The organism is Micromonospora sp. NPDC002411 (assembly GCF_053592955.1).
This window is the reverse complement of the sequence record NZ_JBSFBM010000137.1, coordinates 1-17,122: the sequence shown is the minus strand read 5'-3', so window position 1 is coordinate 17,122 and position 17,122 is coordinate 1. Positions and strand designations below refer to the sequence as shown.

17 protein-coding genes and 2 pseudogenes are annotated in these 17,122 nt (G+C 73.9%); 11 read left to right on the top strand and 8 right to left on the bottom strand.

Annotated features, from left to right (window positions below):
• A partial coding sequence (locus tag ACWCO3_RS17765) for a M36 family metallopeptidase (RefSeq protein ID WP_450010952.1) occupies positions 1-1,223 on the top strand: 1,223 nt, incomplete at its 5' end.
• A 41-nt stretch (positions 1,224-1,264) separates the two neighbouring features.
• Here ACWCO3_RS17765 and ACWCO3_RS17760 read toward each other — a convergent pair.
• Complete coding sequence (locus ACWCO3_RS17760) at positions 1,265-2,152, bottom strand: hypothetical protein (RefSeq protein WP_358162803.1); 888 nt, start codon at positions 2,150-2,152, stop codon at positions 1,265-1,267.
• A gap of 151 nt (positions 2,153-2,303) precedes the next feature.
• Here ACWCO3_RS17760 and ACWCO3_RS17755 point away from each other — a divergent pair, with 151 nt between their 5' ends.
• The 5 genes from ACWCO3_RS17755 to ACWCO3_RS17735 all read left to right on the top strand — a co-directional run bounded on the left by ACWCO3_RS17755 (position 2,304) and on the right by ACWCO3_RS17735 (position 6,835).
• Positions 2,304-2,972 (top strand): class I SAM-dependent methyltransferase, encoded by a 669-nt coding sequence (locus tag ACWCO3_RS17755; RefSeq protein ID WP_358162801.1) that lies wholly within the window; start codon positions 2,304-2,306, stop codon positions 2,970-2,972.
• A gap of 9 nt (positions 2,973-2,981) precedes the next feature.
• Positions 2,982-4,160, top strand: coding sequence for a cytochrome P450 (locus ACWCO3_RS17750; protein WP_450010949.1), 1,179 nt, complete (start codon positions 2,982-2,984; stop codon positions 4,158-4,160).
• Positions 4,161-4,195: 35 nt separating this feature from the next.
• Positions 4,196-5,050 (top strand): polysaccharide deacetylase family protein, encoded by an 855-nt coding sequence (locus ACWCO3_RS17745; protein WP_244311832.1) that lies wholly within the window; start codon positions 4,196-4,198, stop codon positions 5,048-5,050.
• 85 nt (positions 5,051-5,135) lie between these two features.
• Positions 5,136-6,068, top strand: a complete 933-nt coding sequence (locus ACWCO3_RS17740) for an ABC transporter ATP-binding protein (protein WP_358162797.1) — start codon at positions 5,136-5,138, stop codon at positions 6,066-6,068.
• Positions 6,065-6,835: an ABC transporter permease subunit gene (locus ACWCO3_RS17735; protein ID WP_357934132.1), complete on the top strand. Its 771-nt coding sequence runs from the start codon at positions 6,065-6,067 to the stop codon at positions 6,833-6,835. The genes ACWCO3_RS17740 and ACWCO3_RS17735 overlap by 4 nt, the downstream gene beginning before the upstream one ends.
• Positions 6,836-6,870: 35 nt before the next feature.
• Here ACWCO3_RS17735 and ACWCO3_RS17730 read toward each other — a convergent pair whose 3' ends face one another.
• From ACWCO3_RS17730 to ACWCO3_RS17715, 4 genes are read right to left on the bottom strand one after another with little or no spacing between them, the layout of a single operon-like run.
• The gene (locus ACWCO3_RS17730) at positions 6,871-7,548 is read right to left on the bottom strand and encodes a response regulator (RefSeq protein ID WP_145784820.1); all 678 of its coding nucleotides are present in this window, start codon (positions 7,546-7,548) and stop codon (positions 6,871-6,873) included.
• Entirely contained in the window at positions 7,548-9,113 is a 1,566-nt protein-coding gene (locus ACWCO3_RS17725) for a sensor histidine kinase (RefSeq protein WP_450010946.1), read from the bottom strand. Before ACWCO3_RS17725 ends, ACWCO3_RS17730 begins: the two co-directional genes overlap by 1 nt.
• A 54-nt stretch (positions 9,114-9,167) precedes the next feature.
• Positions 9,168-9,893 (bottom strand): dethiobiotin synthase, encoded by a 726-nt coding sequence (gene bioD / locus ACWCO3_RS17720; RefSeq protein WP_450010944.1) that lies wholly within the window; start codon positions 9,891-9,893, stop codon positions 9,168-9,170.
• 55 nt (positions 9,894-9,948) lie between these two features.
• Complete coding sequence (locus ACWCO3_RS17715) at positions 9,949-11,145, bottom strand: 8-amino-7-oxononanoate synthase (protein WP_450010942.1); 1,197 nt, start codon at positions 11,143-11,145, stop codon at positions 9,949-9,951.
• Positions 11,146-11,298: 153 nt separating this feature from the next.
• Here ACWCO3_RS17715 and bioB point away from each other — a divergent pair, with 153 nt between their 5' ends.
• Genes bioB through ACWCO3_RS17700 form a run of 3 tightly spaced genes read left to right on the top strand, consistent with a single transcriptional unit; the run spans position 11,299 to position 13,000 of the window.
• Entirely contained in the window at positions 11,299-12,294 is a 996-nt protein-coding gene (gene bioB, locus ACWCO3_RS17710; protein WP_124819840.1) for a biotin synthase BioB, read from the top strand.
• Positions 12,295-12,299: 5 nt separating this feature from the next.
• The gene (gene bsaP, locus ACWCO3_RS17705) at positions 12,300-12,488 is read left to right on the top strand and encodes a biotin synthase auxiliary protein BsaP (protein WP_145784824.1); all 189 of its coding nucleotides are present in this window, start codon (positions 12,300-12,302) and stop codon (positions 12,486-12,488) included.
• A 5-nt stretch (positions 12,489-12,493) separates the two neighbouring features.
• A complete protein-coding gene (locus ACWCO3_RS17700; protein ID WP_145784825.1) occupies positions 12,494-13,000 on the top strand; it encodes a GNAT family N-acetyltransferase in 507 nt (168 codons plus the stop codon).
• Between the two features lie 9 nt (positions 13,001-13,009).
• On the opposite strand, the gene ACWCO3_RS17695 is transcribed toward ACWCO3_RS17700, so the two are convergent.
• From ACWCO3_RS17695 to ACWCO3_RS17685, 3 genes and pseudogenes are all read right to left on the bottom strand, one after another.
• Complete coding sequence (locus ACWCO3_RS17695) at positions 13,010-13,537, bottom strand: DUF488 domain-containing protein (protein ID WP_450010939.1); 528 nt, start codon at positions 13,535-13,537, stop codon at positions 13,010-13,012.
• 114 nt (positions 13,538-13,651) lie between these two features.
• The gene (locus ACWCO3_RS17690) at positions 13,652-14,173 is read right to left on the bottom strand and encodes a cellulose binding domain-containing protein (RefSeq protein ID WP_450010954.1); all 522 of its coding nucleotides are present in this window, start codon (positions 14,171-14,173) and stop codon (positions 13,652-13,654) included.
• Between the two features lie 28 nt (positions 14,174-14,201).
• A pseudogene (locus ACWCO3_RS17685) lies at positions 14,202-14,309 on the bottom strand (adenylosuccinate synthetase); the annotation flags it as partial.
• A 124-nt stretch (positions 14,310-14,433) separates the two neighbouring features.
• Here ACWCO3_RS17685 and ACWCO3_RS17680 point away from each other — a divergent pair.
• Both ACWCO3_RS17680 and ACWCO3_RS17675 read left to right on the top strand, forming a co-directional pair.
• Entirely contained in the window at positions 14,434-15,453 is a 1,020-nt protein-coding gene (locus ACWCO3_RS17680; protein ID WP_145778198.1) for a diacylglycerol kinase family protein, read from the top strand.
• A 70-nt stretch (positions 15,454-15,523) separates the two neighbouring features.
• Positions 15,524-17,122 (top strand): annotated as a pseudogene (locus tag ACWCO3_RS17675) (chromosome partitioning protein); the annotation flags it as partial.

The following is a 17,122-nucleotide window of genomic DNA, read 5'->3' as shown; positions in this document are numbered from 1 at the left end:
GGTCGCGCCGACACCGCACCTCGGCCGGCGGACGACGACTGGTCGGTCTACGTGGCGGTGCCGGACGTCGATGTCCACTGTGCCCAGGCTCGCGCCGGTACGGCCTCGGCACCCCGCAGCGTCAGCTCGACTGCGCACAGGGGAAGGTCGCCGCCGACCAGTGCCCGGGCAACCGGCGCTGGTCGCAGTTGGTCTTCGACTCGTTCCTGCTCCAGGCCGCCAGCCAGGTCAGCATGCTCGACATGCGGGACAACATGCTCACCGCCGACCTGCTCCGCTTCGGCGGCGCCAACCAGGACCTGATCTGGGCCGAGTTCGCCCGCTCCGGAATGGGCCGGGACGCCGCCACCAACGGCGCCGGCGACACCGACCCGACGCCGAGCTTCGCCTCACCGCGCGGCGGCAACGCGACGCTCACCCTGCGCCCGCGCGGGGACAGCGCCGACGCGCCGATCCGGGTGTACGTCGGGGCGTACGAGGCTCGGGCCACGCCGATCGCGGACACCGACCCGGCCACGCCGATCCCGGACACCGTGGACATGGTGGCCGGCACGTACGACCTGCTCGCCGTCGCCCCCGGCTTCGGGCACCAGCGGCTCAGCGTGGTCGCCACGGCCGGCAAGCAGGGCTACGTCGACCTGCGGATGAGCCGCAACCTGGCGTCCACCGCGTCCGGGGCGACGATCACCGGTGACGGGGTCAACCTGGACCGGATCGGCGACGACACCGAGGCGACGAACTGGGCTTCGCTGGACGGGGTGGCCGGCCGGCAGCTCACCGTGGCGTTGCCGGGCGACGGCCCGCAGACGGTCAAGCGGGTGAGCGTCAGCGCGATGCTGCGCCCGGCGATCACCGGCGACGCCGACACCGGCAGCCAGAACGCGCTCAGCGCGCTGCGCTCGTTCGCAGTGTCCGCCTGCGACGCGACGACCACCGACTGCGCGGACCCGGCGCGGTGGAAGCGCATCTACACCAGCGCCGACGACGCGTTCCCCGGCGGGGCGTACCGGGCGTACGTCCGGGACATCAACCTGCGGACGTTCGCGGTGCCCACCACCCTCGCCACGCACCTGCGGCTGGAGGTGCTGGCCAGCCAGTGCACCGGCGGTCCGCAGTACGCGGGCGAGCAGGACGCCGACCCGGCCACGACGACGGACTGCGCGACCGCCAGCCCGGCCCGTGCCCAGGTCAGGATCGCCGAGTTCCAGGCGTTCTCGAAGTGACACAGTGGGGGCCGGCTGCCGCCGGCCCCCACGGTCCTCGTTCAGCGGCGGGCCGGTCGCCACCTGTCGACGGTGGGGCGTTCCCACCGCCGGTCCACCGGCGGGCCGTCGGCCTCGCCGGCACCGTCGCCCGAAGCCCGGGTCAGCTGCCGCAGCCGCAGCAGCAACCCCATGCCGAGGAAGAGCAGCAGCGCGCCGAGCAGGAAGGCGGCCTGCACCGCACCGAACCCGCCGGATTGCGACACCGGGCGGCCGGCGGCCGGCGGTGCGGCGTCGGCCGGGTAGTCGGCGGCCGGTTCCTCCCCGGACGTGGTCTCCTCCTCGGCCGGCTCGCTCGGCGGGTCGGTGGGCTCCGGCGGGGTGACGCTCGGCGTCGGCTTGCTGGTCGGGGTGCCACCCGCGGCCACCACCGAACGGGTGGCGGTCTGCCGGGCCAGCAGGCGCGAGTTGGCGTCGTACGCCTCGGCGGCGAGGGTGACCCGTCCCTGGGTGACGTCCTCGGCGAAGGCCACCCGGTAGCGGGCGGTGACCGTGCGGCCCGGGCAGAGGGTGCCCGGGTCGAGCTGCCGGTCGGTCAGCCGGGCCACGTCGCCCTCGGTCCGGATCTCCAGGGGGAAGTCCCCGGCCTCCTCCACCCGGTCCATCTTGACCTGGTCGAGTCGGAGGCCCTGCACGCTCAGCACCATCGACCAGCGCACCTTCACGCAGCCTCCGCGCCGATCCGTGCGGGATACGACGGCGGACACCGTACGCACCTGCTCGCCGGCGGTGAACCGGGCCGGCAGCCCACTCAGTTCGGTGGTGAACGCCGCCTGCGCCGGAGCGGCCAGTGCCAGCCCCACCCCGCTCAGACAGGCCAGCACCACCCCGACCCGCACCGCGTACCGCCACACCGTCACCACCGCCGCCCTCCGTTCGGTCGTCTCCACTGGGCAACGCTAGGAGCAGCGCGAGGGGCCGACCAGACGGGTGTGTTCGCACCGGCCGGTAAGGACGGGAGGGGTTTTCACCGACCGTGGTGAACCGGTCACCACTCCCCCGCGACACGCCCGGAGTCGGGCCGCTGGGACAATCGGTGACGTGTCCGAGCTCTCCAGCACGTTCGTCCGGCTGCATGCCCGGCTCACCCCTGTCGCGTTCGTCCCCGAGGTGCGACTGCACCAGGCGGACGAGCCGATCGGGCTGTGGGAGCTGACCGAGGGCCAGTTCTCCACCGACCGGCCGCCGCCGTTCTGGGCGTTCGCCTGGGCCGGTGGGCAGGCGCTCGCCCGCTACGTGACCGACCACCCGGAGCTGGTCGCCGGCCGCCGGGTGCTCGACCTCGCCTCCGGCTCCGGCCTGGTGGCCATCGCCGCCGCCCGCGCCGGAGCCGCGTCCGTGCGGGCCGTCGAGGTCGACGACCTGGCGGTCGCGGCGGTCGCCCTCAACGCCGAGGCCAACGGGGTACGCGTCGACGCCGAGTTCGGCGACATCCTCGACGGCGACGCCGGGGACGCCGAGGTGGTGCTGGCCGGCGACGTGTTCTACAGCGACGCGATGGCTCGCCGGTTCCTGCGGTTCCTGCTCCGCGCGACCCGGGCCGGCGCACCGGTGCTCGTCGGTGACCCCGGCCGGGCGTTCCTGCCCCGGGACCGCTTCGACGAGCTGGCCGTGTACGACGTGCCGGTGCCGGAGGCGTTGGAGAGCGTCCGGGTGAAGCGCACCACCGTCTGGCGACTGCGGGCCGGGCTGCCGGGGGCCCCCGGCTAGCGTGTCCGGGTGCTGTTCCGCAGCTGGGCGCAGGTGGCCGACCCCGCGTGGCCGGACGTGGCCCGGGTGCCGGACCACGTCGGCGGCACCCACCTGGTCGTCACCCGACACGCGTTGGTCCGTCAGGTCCTCGCCGACCCGGTCACCTATCGGCCGGACAACGCGCTGGACGCGGTGACGCCGATGCCGGTGACCGCCCTGCGGGTGCTCGCCGGGCACCGGTTCCGGCTACCGCCGACCCTCGCCAACAACTCGGGCGTCAGCCATCCGCAGATCCGGGCGATCGTCGCGGACGCGTTGCACCCCTCCCGGGTCGCCGCGCAACGGCAGTGGCTCACCACGCTGGTGCGGGACCGGGTCGCCCGGCTCTCCGCCGCGCTCGACGCCGACGAGTCGGTCGACCTGTACGCGGACCTCGCCGCCGACCTGCCGCTGCTGGTGCTGGCCCGGCTGGTGTCGTTGCCGGACGCCCCGGTCGGCGCGGTCAAGGAGTTCGCCCGGGCCGCGCTGGAGTTGTTCTGGGCACCGCTGGACGCCGACCGGCAGGTGGCGCTCGCCGCCGAGGTGGGCCGGTTCCACCACGTACTGCGGGACTTCGCTGCCACCGGCGGCGGCCTGGCAGCCGAGTTGCGCGCGGCCGGGCACCCGCCGGACGTGGTGGTCGGCGCGCTCTTCTTCCTGCTGGTCGCCGGGCAGGAGACCACCTCACAGTTCCTCACCCTGCTGCTGCACCGGCTGGCCGGCGAGCCGGCGGTACGGGCCGGTCTGCGCAGCGGCGAGGTCGCCGTCGCCGACGTCGTGGAGGAGGGGCTGCGGCTGGAACCGCCCATCGTCACCTGGCGGCGGGTGGCGGCGACGGACGGCACCCTGGGTGGGACGGTGGTGCCGGCCGGCAGCAGCCTCGTGCTGTGGTTGGGCCGCGCCGGCCGGGACCCCGCGGTCGTGGAGTCGCCCGACGAGTTCCGCCCGGGCCAGCGCGGGTCACGCCGGCACCTGGCGTTCGGGGCAGGCGCGCACCGCTGCGTCGGCGACGTGCTGGCCCGCATGGAGGCGGCCGTGGTGGTGGCCGAGGCCGCGCCGCTGCTGGACGGGGTGCGGGTGGTGCGTCCGCCCTGGTGCCCGGACAATCTCACCTTCCGGATGCCCGACGCCTTCGTCGTCCGGCGCTCGCCGGTCGTACCGGCCTGACCGGATCCTCACATCGCTTCGGTAGGTTTCCGGGCGTGTCAGCGACCCCTGCTCGTCGGAGCCTCGCCGCCGTAACGCTTCTGGCCCTGCTGGTGCTGAGTGGCTGCACAGCCGGTCCGACACTGCACGCCCGACGGATCAGCGCGCACCAGCCGGCGCCGTCGGCCTCGCCGTTCGCGCCGTCGGCCTCGCCGTCCACCTCTCCGTCCGCGACGGCGAAGCCCGCTCCCGGTAGCCTGGACTGGTACCTGTCCCAGGTGCCGACCTTCCCCGAGGCGCCGCCGCCGCAACCGGTGCCGCTGCCCACGACCGGCGCGGCCCCGTTCTGGCACCGCCTGCCGACCGACCAGAAGGTCGCGTTCATCACCATCGACGACGGCGGCCTGGCCCGCCCGAGCGAGGTGGCCGACTTCGTCTGGCGGGCGCGCATACCGGTCACCATGTTCCTGAACTCACCGGCGGCGGAGGAGTACCCCGAGTACTTCCGGCAGATCCAGGTCGCGGGCGGGGTCGTCGAGAACCACACCATCACCCACAACTCGCTGGCCGGCCGGTCGTACGACTACCAGAAGCGGGAGATCTGCGGGGCCGCGGACAAGCTGGAGGCACTGTTCGGCAAGCGGGCGACACTGTTCCGCCCACCGTTCGGCGAACACGACAGCACCACGTTGAAGGCCGCCCACGACTGCGGCGCGAAGGCGGTCCTGCACTGGACCGAGACCGTCCACGAGGGGAAGGTGCGCTACCAGACGCCGGAGAAGGTGGTGCAACCCGGTGACGTGCTGCTCATGCACTTCCGGCCGGCGCTGATGGACGACCTCCTCGCTGCGCTGAAGGCGATCCACCGTGCCGGGCTCACCCCGGCGCTGCTGGAGGACTACGTGCTCTGAGCCCGCCGGGGCATGACGAAAGTCAGGGTCGGGAGGTGCCGTTCGGGCGCGGTGCGGCAGTGGGTCGCTCGCCTAGCGTCAACGCATGATCACATTACGTGGGTTGACGAAACGCTTCGGCGCGACAGTCGCTGTCGACGCGTTGACAGTCGACATCGCGCCCGGTCGGGTCACCGGGTTCCTCGGCCCCAACGGCGCCGGCAAGTCCACCACCATGCGGATGATCCTCGGGCTGGACCGCCCCACCGCCGGGCAGGCCCTGGTCGGGGGGCGCGCGTACCGGGAGTTGCGCCGGCCGCTGCACGAGGTGGGGGCACTGCTCGACGCCCGGGCCATCCACCCGACCCGCTCCGGCCGGGCACACCTGCTGGCCATGGCCCGCAGCAACGGCATCCCCACCCGCCGGGTGGACGAGGTGCTGGACACCGTCGGCCTGGACGCGCGGGCCGCCCGCAAGCCGGGGCGGACCCTCTCCCTCGGCATGGGCCAGCGGCTCGGCATCGCCGGCGCGCTGCTCGGCGACCCACCGGTGCTGATGTTCGACGAGCCGGTGAACGGCCTCGACCCGGACGGGGTGCGCTGGGTACGTCACCTGATGCGCTCGCTGGCCGACGAGGGACGGACGGTCTTCGTCTCCAGCCACCTGATGAGCGAGATGCAGCTCACCGCCGACCAGCTCGTGGTGATCGGTCGGGGACGGCTGCTCGCCGACGCGCCGACCGACGAGGTGATCGCCGGCAGCGCGGTCGCGGTGCGGGTCCGCAGCCCGCACCCGGACGGCCTGGCCGCCCTCGCCGCGCGCCTCACCGCCACCGGCGCGACAGTCACGGCCGCCGACCGCAACGAGCTGACCGTCACCGGCGCGACAGTGGACCGGGTCGGGGACCTGGCCCACGAACTGGGGGTACGACTGCACGAGCTGAGTCCGCACGGCGCGTCACTGGAAGAGGCGTTCATGGAACTCACCGCCGACAGCGTCGAGTACGCGGGCGGACCGACCGGAGGTGGCGCGCGATGAGCACCAGTACCCGTGGTGGCATCGTGGCCGCCGAGTGGACCAAGCTCTCCTCGGTGCGGAGCACCTGGTGGACGGCTCTGGCCGGGCTGTTGGTGACGGCAGCGGGCGCCGGTCAACTGGCCATCTACGTCGCCAACGGCAACACCAACGACGATCCGGCCGACAACGCCGGTGTCGTCACCGTCGGCAGTGTGCTGATCGACTCGGTCGAGATGACCCAGTACGTGGTGCTGGCGCTCGGCCTGCTGGCGATCACCTCCGAGTTCACCAGCGGCACCATCCGGACCACGTTGCAGTGCACCCCGTCGCGTGGTCGCGTACTGCTGGGCAAGGCAGTGGTCGCCGGAGCTGTCACCTTCGCCCTCGGTCTGCTGCTCGGCGGCGTCGGCGCCCTGGTCGCCTGGCCGGTCCTCGGCGAGTGGGGCAGCGCCCCGGCCGCCGAGACGATCGGCGACATCGCCGCGGTGGCGGTCTACCTGGCGCTGGTGGGCGTGCTCGCGCTGGGCCTCGGCGCCGCGCTGCGGAGCGCGGTCCTGACGATCACCGTGCTCCTGGCGACCCTGATGATCGTGCCGCTGTCCCTCCAGGAGCCGGACATCGACGTGCTGACCCGGATCGCCGACGTGTTCCCCGGCGTGGCCGGCGGTCACTTCATGTCCGGCGACGCGGCTCCGTACCCACGGCTGGTCGGGTTGCTCCTGCTCGCCGGGTGGGCGGGCGCCGCGCTCCTGCTGGGCCGGGTCGCCCTGCGCCGTCGCGACGCGTGACGACCGCGGCTGAGCGAGGGCTGCCCGGCCCTCGCTCAGCCGTCGACCAGCCCGGCCTCGTACGCGAGGATCGCCGCCTGCACCCGGTTGCGCACGTCCAACCGGGTGAAGATGCTGGTCAGGTAGCTCTTCACGGTGCCCTCCACCAGGTGCAGCCGGCGGGCGATCTCGGCGTTGGACAACCCCGCCCCCACCAGGGCCAGCACCTCCCGTTCCCGCTCGGTCAACCCGGCGGTACGGTCGCGCGCCACGGGTCGGCGGGCCAACCGCCCGGCGCCCAGCTCGATCACCCGGCGGGCCACGGTCGGCGACAGGTACGCGCCACCGTCCGCGACCGCGTGCACCCCGGAGATCAACTCACGCGGGTCGCCGGCCTTGAGCAAAAACCCGCTCGCGCCGTGCCCGAGCGCCCGCGCCACGTGGTCGTCCTCGCCGAACGTGGTCAGCATGATCGTCGCGGTGTCCGGCACGACCCGACGGATCTCGGCGGCCGCCGCCAGACCGTCCAGCCGGGGCATCCGGATGTCCAGCAACGCGACCCGGGGTCGGTGCGCGCGGACCAGTTCCACCGCCTCGTGCCCGTCGCCCGCCTCGGCGACCACCTCGATACCGGGATCGGTGGCGAGGATGGCCCGGACACCGGCGCGGATCATCGCCTCGTCGTCGGCCAGGACCACCCGGACCCGCTTCGCGCCGGCCGTGTCGCTGTTCACTACGCGATCCACTCCTTGCTGGCCAACCGGCCGTCGGTGAAACAGAGCCGCCAGGTCGGCTGCGCGAGGGGGAAGTTGCCGTCGGTGTAGTACTCGCAGCCGTCCCGGTCGGCGGTCGTCGGGCGTTCCAACTGCCGGCGGGGCAGGCCGGCCAGCTCCGACCGGGCCGTACCGAGGCGCATCTGGTCGAAGGTGGCCCGGTCCAGCACCGTGCCCGCCGTCGCCACCGGGTAGTAGACGAGCGAGAGCACCAGGGCGAACCCGACCGGTGCCACCAGAGCCACCAGCAGACTGCGCCGCACCCGTCGGCGGGCGTCGTGCAGCCGCCGCTCCGCGTCCACCGGCCGCTCCGACGGATCGGGCTCCACCACCGCGTCGGACGGTGCCGCCAGCCCCGTCCCAGCGGCGGTCTCCACCGGCCCGGTGACCGGCAACGCCGCCCGCACGGCGAAACCACCGTCGGTACGGGGGCCGGCGTGCAGCGTTCCACCGGCGAGACGGACCCGCTCGGCGAGGGCGAGCAACCCGCTGCCCTGCGACGGCGGAGCGGGCAACGGCCCCGCCGGCGGGGCGTCGTTGACGACGGCCACCTCCACCCGGTCACCCGCGCGGGTCACCGACACCTCGACCGGAGCGCCGGGCGCGTACCGGGCAGCGTTGGTCAACGCCTCCCGCACGATCCGGTGGGCGGCGTGACCGGTCATCGCCGGTAGCTCCGCAGCCCCCGGGGCTGCCTCCATCCGTACCGCCATGCCGGCCTCCCGGGCACCCTCGACCAGCTCGGCGACGGTCTCCCCGCTCGGCCGCACCGACGCGCCCCCCTCCTCACGGAGCACACCGATGATCTCGTGCAGGCGCTCGGTGGCGGCGGAGACGCTGGCCCGCAACTCCCCCGCCGCCGCCCGGTGCCGGTCGTCGAGGTCGGCAGCGACCTCCAGGGCGGCGGCACGCAACGCGATCAGGCTGAGGTCGTGACCGAGCGAATCGTGCATCTCCCCGGCGATCCGGGCCCGCTCGCGGAGCCGGATCCGTTCGGCGGCGCCGCGCTGCTCACGGGTCGACGCCTCAACGTGCCGCCGACCGGCGTCCGCCAACTCCTGCTGCTGACGCCGGTACCGGCCGACCAACCAGGGGAACACGGCGGCGAAGAGCAGCACCGAGGCGAGCAGGAACCAGGTGGCGGCACCGGTGCCGAGCAGCCCCAGGTTGAGCGCCGTGCCGCCGCCCACGATCAGCACGAAGACACCGGCCGCCGGCCCCACCGACGCGGTGCGCCGCCCGGCGAGGTAGCTGAAGACCGGAATCGCGAACGCGAAGTTGCCGTCGACCACCGAACCCAGCACCACCAGCACGGGGGCGAGCAACGGCTGACGTCGACTCGCCACCACCGCCGCGCCGAGCATCACCAACTTGCCGACGACCAGCGGCACCGCGTACGGCGCGTAGGGCGGGCTGAAGCCGGCGTACCCGACCGGGGCGGCGACCACCGCCCAGAGCAGCACGTCCGACAACAGGCGACGCCGCCGGTCCAGCCGGCCCGGCGACGAGGGGTCGAGGATCCGCACGGCGGTCAGGCTACCCACGCCCGACCTGCGCGGACACTGACGAAAGTCAGGTGTTCAGCCGCTCTCCTCGGCCCAGACCCGCCAGTCGTCGAGCACACCGTGCAGCGCCGGGGTGAGCCAACCCGGGGCGGACCGCCGGAACACCCCCGGGTCCATCACGCCGGCGCCGTCGGGCACCGCGCCGAGCAGGTTCGGCACCAGATCGGTGAGATTCGTCCAGTGCACCAGCTCCGGCCGCGCCGGCCAGGCGCCGATCACCACACCGGCCGGCACGGCACGCCGGTCCAGCGCCTCCAGGGTCAGCGCCGTGTGGTTGAGCGTGCCCAACCCGGCACGGGCTACCACCACCGCCGGCGCGCCCAGCGACACCGCCAGATCGGCCATCGTCCACGGCTCACCCGACGGACGCAGCCCCATCGGCACGAGCAGCCCACCCGCGCCCTCGACCAACACCAGGTCGTGCTTGTCGACCTCGTCACGCACCGCGTCCACCGCCGTGTACAGCTCCAACGGCGGCAGATCGGCGACCCGGGCGGCAGCCAACGGAGCCAGCGGATCGGGATAACTGGCCAGGGTCCGCCCGGTCAGTGGGGCGGCCAGCCGGTTGACCGCGTCCACGTCGCCCGGCTCACCACCCGCCGTACCGGTCTGACCCGGTTTGACCACCGCCACCCGCAACCCGGCAGCCTGCGCGGCGGCCGCGATCGTCGCCGTCACCACGGTCTTGCCGACCTCGGTGTCGGTCCCGGTGACCAGAACCGGCCCCTCCCACCCGGTCACTGCGCAACCTTTGTTCGCGACTGCGGGGCTCGCAAACCTGGCTCACTCCTCGCGCTCACTGTGTCACCGCTGTTCGCGACTGCGGGGCTCGCAAACCCGGCTCACTCCTCGCGCTCACGGGCGCACAGTCCACGATGACCTCCAGGGCCCGCTCGAACGCCGCCCGCGGCACCCCGGCGCTGACCGTGAGTCGCAGGCGGGACCGGCTGTCCGGGGTGGACGGCGGCCGGAAGCAACCCACCGCGACACCCTGGTCACGGCAGTCGGCGGCCCAGGCGGTCGCCGCGTCCGGGCCGGGAGCCGTCACCGAGATCACCGCCGCGTCCGGCGCGGAGACGGTCAACCCCGCCGACCGCAGTCGACCGACCGCCAACGCCACCCGGTCGGCCAGCTCCACGCGCAGGCCGTCGCCGACCCGGGTCAGCCGCAGCGCGGCGTGCACACCGGCGGCGACAGCCGGGGGCAGGGCCGTGTCGAAGATGAACGTACGCCCCGTCTCGACCAGGTGCCGGACGAACTCGGCCGGGCCGGCCACCACGCCACCCGCGCCGCCGAGCGCCTTGGACAGGGTGGCGGTGACCACCACGTCCGGCTCACCGGCTAGCTCCGCCGCCGCCACCCCACCGGCGCCGGCCGGACCTGTCACGCCCAGCGCGTGCGCGTCGTCGACCAGCAGCAGCGCGCCGTGACGGCGGGCCACGGCGTGCAGCCGGGTCAGCGGGGCGAGGTCACCGTCGACCGAGAACACCGACTCGGTCACCACCACCGCCGGGCGCCCCGGGGCGGCGGCGAGCGCGGCGGCCACCGCGTCCACGTTGGCGTGCGGGGTGACCACCGTCTCCGCACCGGAGATCCGGCAGCCGTCGATCAGGGACGCGTGGTTGTGGGCGTCCGAGACGAGCAGCGTCCGAGGTTGGACGAGCGCCCGCAGCGCACCCAGGTTCGCCAGGTAGCCGGACGAGAACACGAGAGCGCGGTCGGTGCCCAGCCACTGCGCCAGCTCGGTCTCCAACGCCTCGTGCGCGTCGGTGGAACCCCGCACCAGGCGCGACCCGGTCGCCCCCAGCCCGTACGCCGACAGCGCAGCCGTGGCTGCGGCGGTGACCTCCGGGTGGGTGGCCAGGCCGAGGTAGTCGTTACCGGCCAGATCGGTCATCCCGTCGGCGGCGGGACGCGGTTGCAGTCGCCGGGTCAGCCCAGCCTTCGCCCGCAGATCCGCGCGGCGGTCGAGCGCCGCCAGCCAGTCCGCCACGTCACCCCTTCACCGCCGTCCGTGCCGGTCAGCCCGACACCCGCCGGGCGAAATTACCACCCGCCGCCGACGCCCGACGGATCCCACTCGCCGGCAGGTATAGGGGCTGCCAGGTCATTCCGGCTGATCGGGCCGCCTTGTAGGGTACGAGCCATGCCAGAGATCCTCGACCAGGCCCGGACCCAGGTCCTCGGTGACGGTGTCGGCCTCGACCAGGCCGGCATCCTTGCCGTGTTGAACCTGCCCGACGAGCACCTTCCCGCCGCCCTGCAGCTCGCTCACGACGTGCGCATGCGCTGGTGCGGCCCGGAGGTCGAGGTCGAGGGGATCGTCTCGCTGAAGACCGGCGGCTGCCCGGAGGACTGCCACTTCTGTTCCCAGTCCGGCCTGTTCACCTCCCCGGTGCGCTCGGTGTGGCTGGACATCCCGTCGCTGGTCGAGGCGGCGAAGCAGACCGCCGCGACCGGGGCGACCGAGTTCTGCATCGTCGCGGCGGTCCGCGGTCCGGACGCCCGGCTCATGAAGCAGATGCGCGAGGGCGTCGCGGCCATCAAGGCGGCTGTCGACATCCAGGTCGCCGCGTCGCTGGGCATGCTCACCAAGGAGCAGGTCGACGACCTGGTCGACATGGGCGTGCACCGCTACAACCACAACCTGGAAACCTGCAAGTCGTACTTCCCCAACGTGGTCACCACGCACTCCTGGGAGGAGCGCTGGGAGACGCTGCGGATGGTCCGCGACTCCGGCATGGAGGTGTGCTGCGGCGGGATCCTCGGCCTCGGCGAGACCGTCGAGCAGCGGGCCGAGTTCGCCGCGCAGCTCGCCGAACTCAACCCGCACGAGGTGCCGCTCAACTTCCTCAACCCGCGCCCCGGCACTCCGCTCGGTGACCGGCCGGTGGTGGAGGGCAAGGACGCGCTGCGGGCCATCGCCGCGTTCCGGCTGGCCATGCCGCGCACCATCCTGCGGTACGCGGGCGGCCGGGAGATCACCCTCGGTGACCTGGGCACCCGCGACGGTCTGCTCGGTGGCATCAACGCGGTCATCGTCGGCAACTACCTGACCACGCTGGGTCGGCCGGCGACCGCCGACCTGGAGTTGCTGGACGAGCTGAAGATGCCGGTCAAGGCCCTCTCCGCCACGCTGTGACGACGATGACGACGACCGGGCTGTGGTGCGACAGGTGCGGTGAGCCGGCGACGGCCGCCCACCCGGCCTGCGCCACGGCTCGTCAGTTGGAGCCGCCCCGGTTCTGCCCCCGGTGCCGGCGTCGGATGAAGGTCCAGGTGCTGCCGGTGGGCTGGTCGGCGATCTGCGTCGAGCACGGCGAAGTGCGGGGCTGACGCCGATGCTGCGTGGGCGGGCGGTGACCCTGCGACCGGCGACGGAAGCGGACGTGCAGGCCCTCGCGGCGATCCGGGCCGACCCTGAGGTGCGCCGGTGGTGGCGCGGCAGCGACGACCTGACCGGTGCCGTCCGCGCCGACCTCGGCGACGACGACCTGCACGTGTACGCGATCGAGCACGACGGCCAGGTGGTCGGCGCGATCCAGTGGTACGCCGAGGCCGACCCGGACTACCGCCACGCCAGCCTGGACGTCTTCCTCGACCCGGCGGTACGCGGCGCCGGTCTGGGCGTGGACGCGATCCGCACCCTGGCCCGGCACCTCATCGACGAGTACGGCCATCACCGCTTCACCATCGACCCGGCGGCGGCGAACAGCGCCGCGATCCGCGCGTACGCCAAGGCGGGTTTCCGTCCGGTGGGGGTGCTGCGCCGATACGAGCGCGGCGAGGACGGGCGGTGGCACGACGGTCTGCTGATGGATCTGCTCGCCGACGACCTGGTGGAGTGAGCGGGCGCTTCAACCGTCCCAGCACAGGTGCCCGTCGGGCAGTCGGTGGGCGCCTTCGGCGGGCTGGTGGGGGCTGAGCCGCCCGTCCGGCATGAGGTGCGCCACAGATGTTCCGCGACCGAGTGCCGCGACGTCGGCGATGAGCCGGCGGTGGCAGCGCCACCAGAGGCTCTCGCTGCACATGACCGCTGTGGTCCGCCCTGCCGCGTCGGCCAGCACCTCGGTCAGCGCCGTGTCGAATTCCGACGTGCGGGTGTACGCGGCGTACGCCCGGAACGCCTCGACCTTCCACCAGGTATCCGGCTCGGGTTCTCCGGCCGGGACGTGCCGGCGTCCGCCGAGGCGCGGCTCCCAGCGGTAGTCGATCCCGTACTCGGGCAGCCATCGTTCGAGTTCCTCGCGGCGGACGTCGGGGTTGGTGCGGCTGGCCGGGTACCGCCGCACGTCGACCAGCAGCGCCACCCCGCCCGCGGTCAGCAGCTCACCCAGCCGCACCCGGTCGGCCGTGCCGTGCCCCACGGTCAGCAACTCCCCCACACGGCTGGCTTGCCCGGAATCCCGGGCGGTTATCCCGCTCGACAGGCGAGATCCGCACAACATCACCGACAGTGCTGCCTCCGGACACAGGAGGCAGCACTGTCGGTGATGGGGTCAGACGATGGTGCAGGTGGCGTTGTTCACTGTGAAGGCCGTCGGTTTCGGGTTGGTGCCGCTGTGCGCGCCGTTGAAGCCGAAGCTCACCGACGCTCCGGGCGCGAGCGTGCCGTTGTAGGACAGGTTCGTGGCGGTGACCGCCGCGCCGCTCTGACTGACCGCCGCCGACCAGCCCTGACTGACGGTCTGCCCGCCGGCGAAGCTGAACCGCAGAGTCCAGCCGTTGATCGCCGTGGTGCCGGTGTTGGTGATCGTCACGTTGGCGGTGAAGCCGGTGTTCCAGTCGGTCGTGGCGTACCCCACCGAGCATGCCCCACCGACCGGCGGGGCCGCGGTGGTCACCGCGACCGGCGCGGACGCCGCGGAGGTGTTGCCGGCCGCGTCCACGGCCACCACGTAGAACTGGTACGCCGTGGAGGCGGTCAGCCCGGACACCGCCTGGGTGGTGCTGGTCGGCGAGCCGACCAGCACGTCGGTGCCACCGGCCTCGCGGTAGACCCGGTACCCGGTGACGCCCACGTTGTCGGTCGACGGGGTCCAGGCCAGGGCCGCCGGAGTAGCGCACGACGTAGTCGACCCGCTCACCCAGCAGGTCGGTAACCTTGCCCTTGCCCTCGTCGCCCCACTGAGCGCCAAGGAGCACGATCGCTGGCATCTTTTCCGCCTCCAGAAGGCTCGGGTGCCAGGTGGCGACCGGTTGGCGAGCCCGGGGTGTCAGGTTAACAAGTAGTGACGGCGCGGCCGGCAGGGGTCGCGTCGAGAGGCAGGAGGCTCCTTCCGTGTACGACGTGGTGCTGCTCACCCTCGGTTCGGAGCGGGACGCTCCCGGGGGTTGTGGCAGCGGAGGGGCCTGCTGCGGCGGTGCGGCCGAGGCCGACACCGCCCCTACCGGCCAGACCGGCGGTGACGCCGAGCACTGCGCCACCGAGCGCCCACGGGTGCCGGTGCTGGCCTGCGCCGATGCGCTGAACATGCGAGGCGCCCGGGTGGAGACGGTCACCGCCCGCTCCGACGCGGAGATCGACGCGGTGCTGGCCCGGCTCGACGGTCCGGCCCGCCCCGACGGGCTGACCTGGCCGGATCCGGACGGCAAGACCCGACTGGTCGTCGCGACGGCCAGCGACGGGCAGTTGCGTGCCGTGCTGCGCCGGCTGGTGCGGCGGTACGCCCCGGCGCCGAGCCGGCGTCCGGCGGATCTGCCCGGCGACCGGACCCTGCCCGACCTGCCGCCGGTGGCCGTACTCCCGCTCGACCCGGCCCGTGGTGGCACCCAACGGGACCTTGCGGCGCAGCTCGGGCTGCCCCGTGACCCGGCGGCGGTGGCCGCCGCGGTGTTGGACGGCACGCCTCGCCGACTGGACCTGCTGCGCAACGACGCCGGTTCGGTGACCCTGGACGGCGCGTTGCTCGGCGCCGCCGACGACGCCGGCCGACCGTTGCAGTGGCGTGCCCGGGTGGAGGTGGACGACACCATCCTCACCGACGGTGACGAACCGCTGCTGGCCTGTGCGGTCGGCAACGCCGGCGGGTACGCGACGCTCGACGACGTGACGCTGCTGACCGCGCCGGACCCGGCCGACGGCCAGGTCGAGGTCGCCGTCGCCGTGCCGGTTGTCGTCCGCTCGGCGTTGGGTCGCAAGCGGGTACGCCTCGAAGTCCGGCGGGCCCGCGGCCGGGCGGTTTCGGTGCTGCCACGGGAGGGGAAGGTGCCGTACCTCGACGATGGTGTCGAGGGCGAGCTGACCCGGAAGCGTTCCTGGTGGGTCGAGCCGGGGGCCTGGGCGGTCTGGTCGAGCTGACCTCGGCTGCGCCGACCGGCCTCCGTGGGCGGTTGCGCCTATCCTCGCAGGAGGACTGGGGAGGGCCGTAATGGACGAGAACGCCGACCGGGCACAGGTGCACGGCCAGCAGCCGGCGCCGGAGCGGGACATCGAACCACTCTGGCCGCCGGATCCGACCGACCGGGGCGCGGGGACGGTCGTTCCGCCGTGGGCGGCGGTCGCCGAGCAGCGGAGCGCGCCGCCGCCGGTCGTGTCCGGGCCGGTGACACCGCCGGTGGCCGCGCCGCCGATCAGCAGGCCGCCGGTTCCCGGCCAGCCGGGGGCAGCGCCCCTGCCACCGCCGTCTCCGTCGGACTATCCGTCCCTCAGCGGTGCCGTTCCACCGCCCGGGGCGTGGGGCTCAGGCGCAGGGTCGGGGTGGGCGCCTGCGCAGGCGAGTTGGCCGCCGCCGGCCGATCCGCCCGCCGCGTCGACGCCGCCCGGTCCGCCAGCCACCGTCACGCCGCGGGCGGACAGCCCTCCCACGAACAACGGCGGTCCGGGCGCCAGCGGGGTTCCCGGTCCTGCTGCGGGCACGGCCACACCGCCCACGGCCTTCGCACCCGCCAGCCGACCCGAGTCGACGGGCACGGCGGCCGGTAGGGAACAGGTGCCGACCGGTGATCGCGGCACGGCCGCCGTCCCCGCCCCGCCGGGCACGAGTACCCCGGGCGGCGTCGACCTGGACCTGCCCTTCACCCTGGACCGCCCCACCGCCGCCGGCACGCCCGCCGGCACCCCCACCACCGCAGGCACGCCCACCGCCGCCGGCACCCCCACTGCGGCCGGCACGCCCACCGGCCGGAGCACCGCTGCGGATTCCGCGCCGCCGACAGACTCCGCGCCGACGCCGCCGGTTGAGGGCAGCAGCGGGGAGGGTGCGGCGGCACGGCCGGCCAACGAGTCGCCATGGGCGTACCCGCCGCAACGCCCAGCGGGGGCATCGGCCCACGACGAGAGCACCGGGACGCCCCCGATCCCCGCCCCGCCGGTGCCGCACCCCGGCGTGGCGCAGGCCGGTCCCGGTCCGGCCGGGCAGTCGGTCGCCCCGGCGATCCCTGGTCAGGTCAGTCCGGCGTCGATTCCACCCCCGCCCGACCTGACGCAGTTCGGCAGCCCGCCACAGCAGGCCGCTCAGCCGGCCGCACCGCCCGGCCCGTACCCGCCGTCCCCTGGTTGGTACCCGCCGCCGTGGCAGCAGGGCCCACCCGGCGTCCCGCCTGGTCAGCCGTACCAGGAGGCCGAGGGGGCGGCCCGGGTGCCGACCACCGGCTACCCGGACGCCACCGGATATCCGGACGCGAGCTGGACTCCGGAGTCCACGCCGGTGCCGACCGCCGAGGACTTCAGCCGACGCCGACAGGTCCGGCCCGCCGACCCGGTCGCCACCATGGGTGTACGCGCGGTGGTCAACAAGATGGGTCTGCTCCGGCTCTCTCCGGGCCGGCACGAGCAGGAACTCAAGCGCGACATCGAGATGGTGCGCCGCAACTTCGGCGGGCTGCGGCAGGTGACAGTTGTCAACCCGAAGGGCGGTGCCGGTAAGACGGTCGCCATCCTGCTGCTCGCGATGACGTTCGGTCAGAAGCGCGGCGGCTACGTGCTGGCGTGGGACAACAACGAGACCCAGGGCACCCTGGGGATGCGC

What these genes read in the sequence shown, in the direction of transcription:
- ACWCO3_RS17740 (WP_358162797.1), top strand. Translation starts at nt 5,136, where the DNA reads ATGATCACATTACGTGGGTTGACGAAACGCTTCGGCGCGACAGTCGCT.
- ACWCO3_RS17735 (WP_357934132.1), top strand. Translation starts at nt 6,065, where the DNA reads ATGAGCACCAGTACCCGTGGTGGCATCGTGGCCGCCGAGTGGACCAAG.
- bioB (WP_124819840.1), top strand. Translation starts at nt 11,299, where the DNA reads ATGCCAGAGATCCTCGACCAGGCCCGGACCCAGGTCCTCGGTGACGGT.
- bsaP (WP_145784824.1), top strand. Translation starts at nt 12,300, where the DNA reads ATGACGACGACCGGGCTGTGGTGCGACAGGTGCGGTGAGCCGGCGACG.
- ACWCO3_RS17700 (WP_145784825.1), top strand. Translation starts at nt 12,494, where the DNA reads ATGCTGCGTGGGCGGGCGGTGACCCTGCGACCGGCGACGGAAGCGGAC.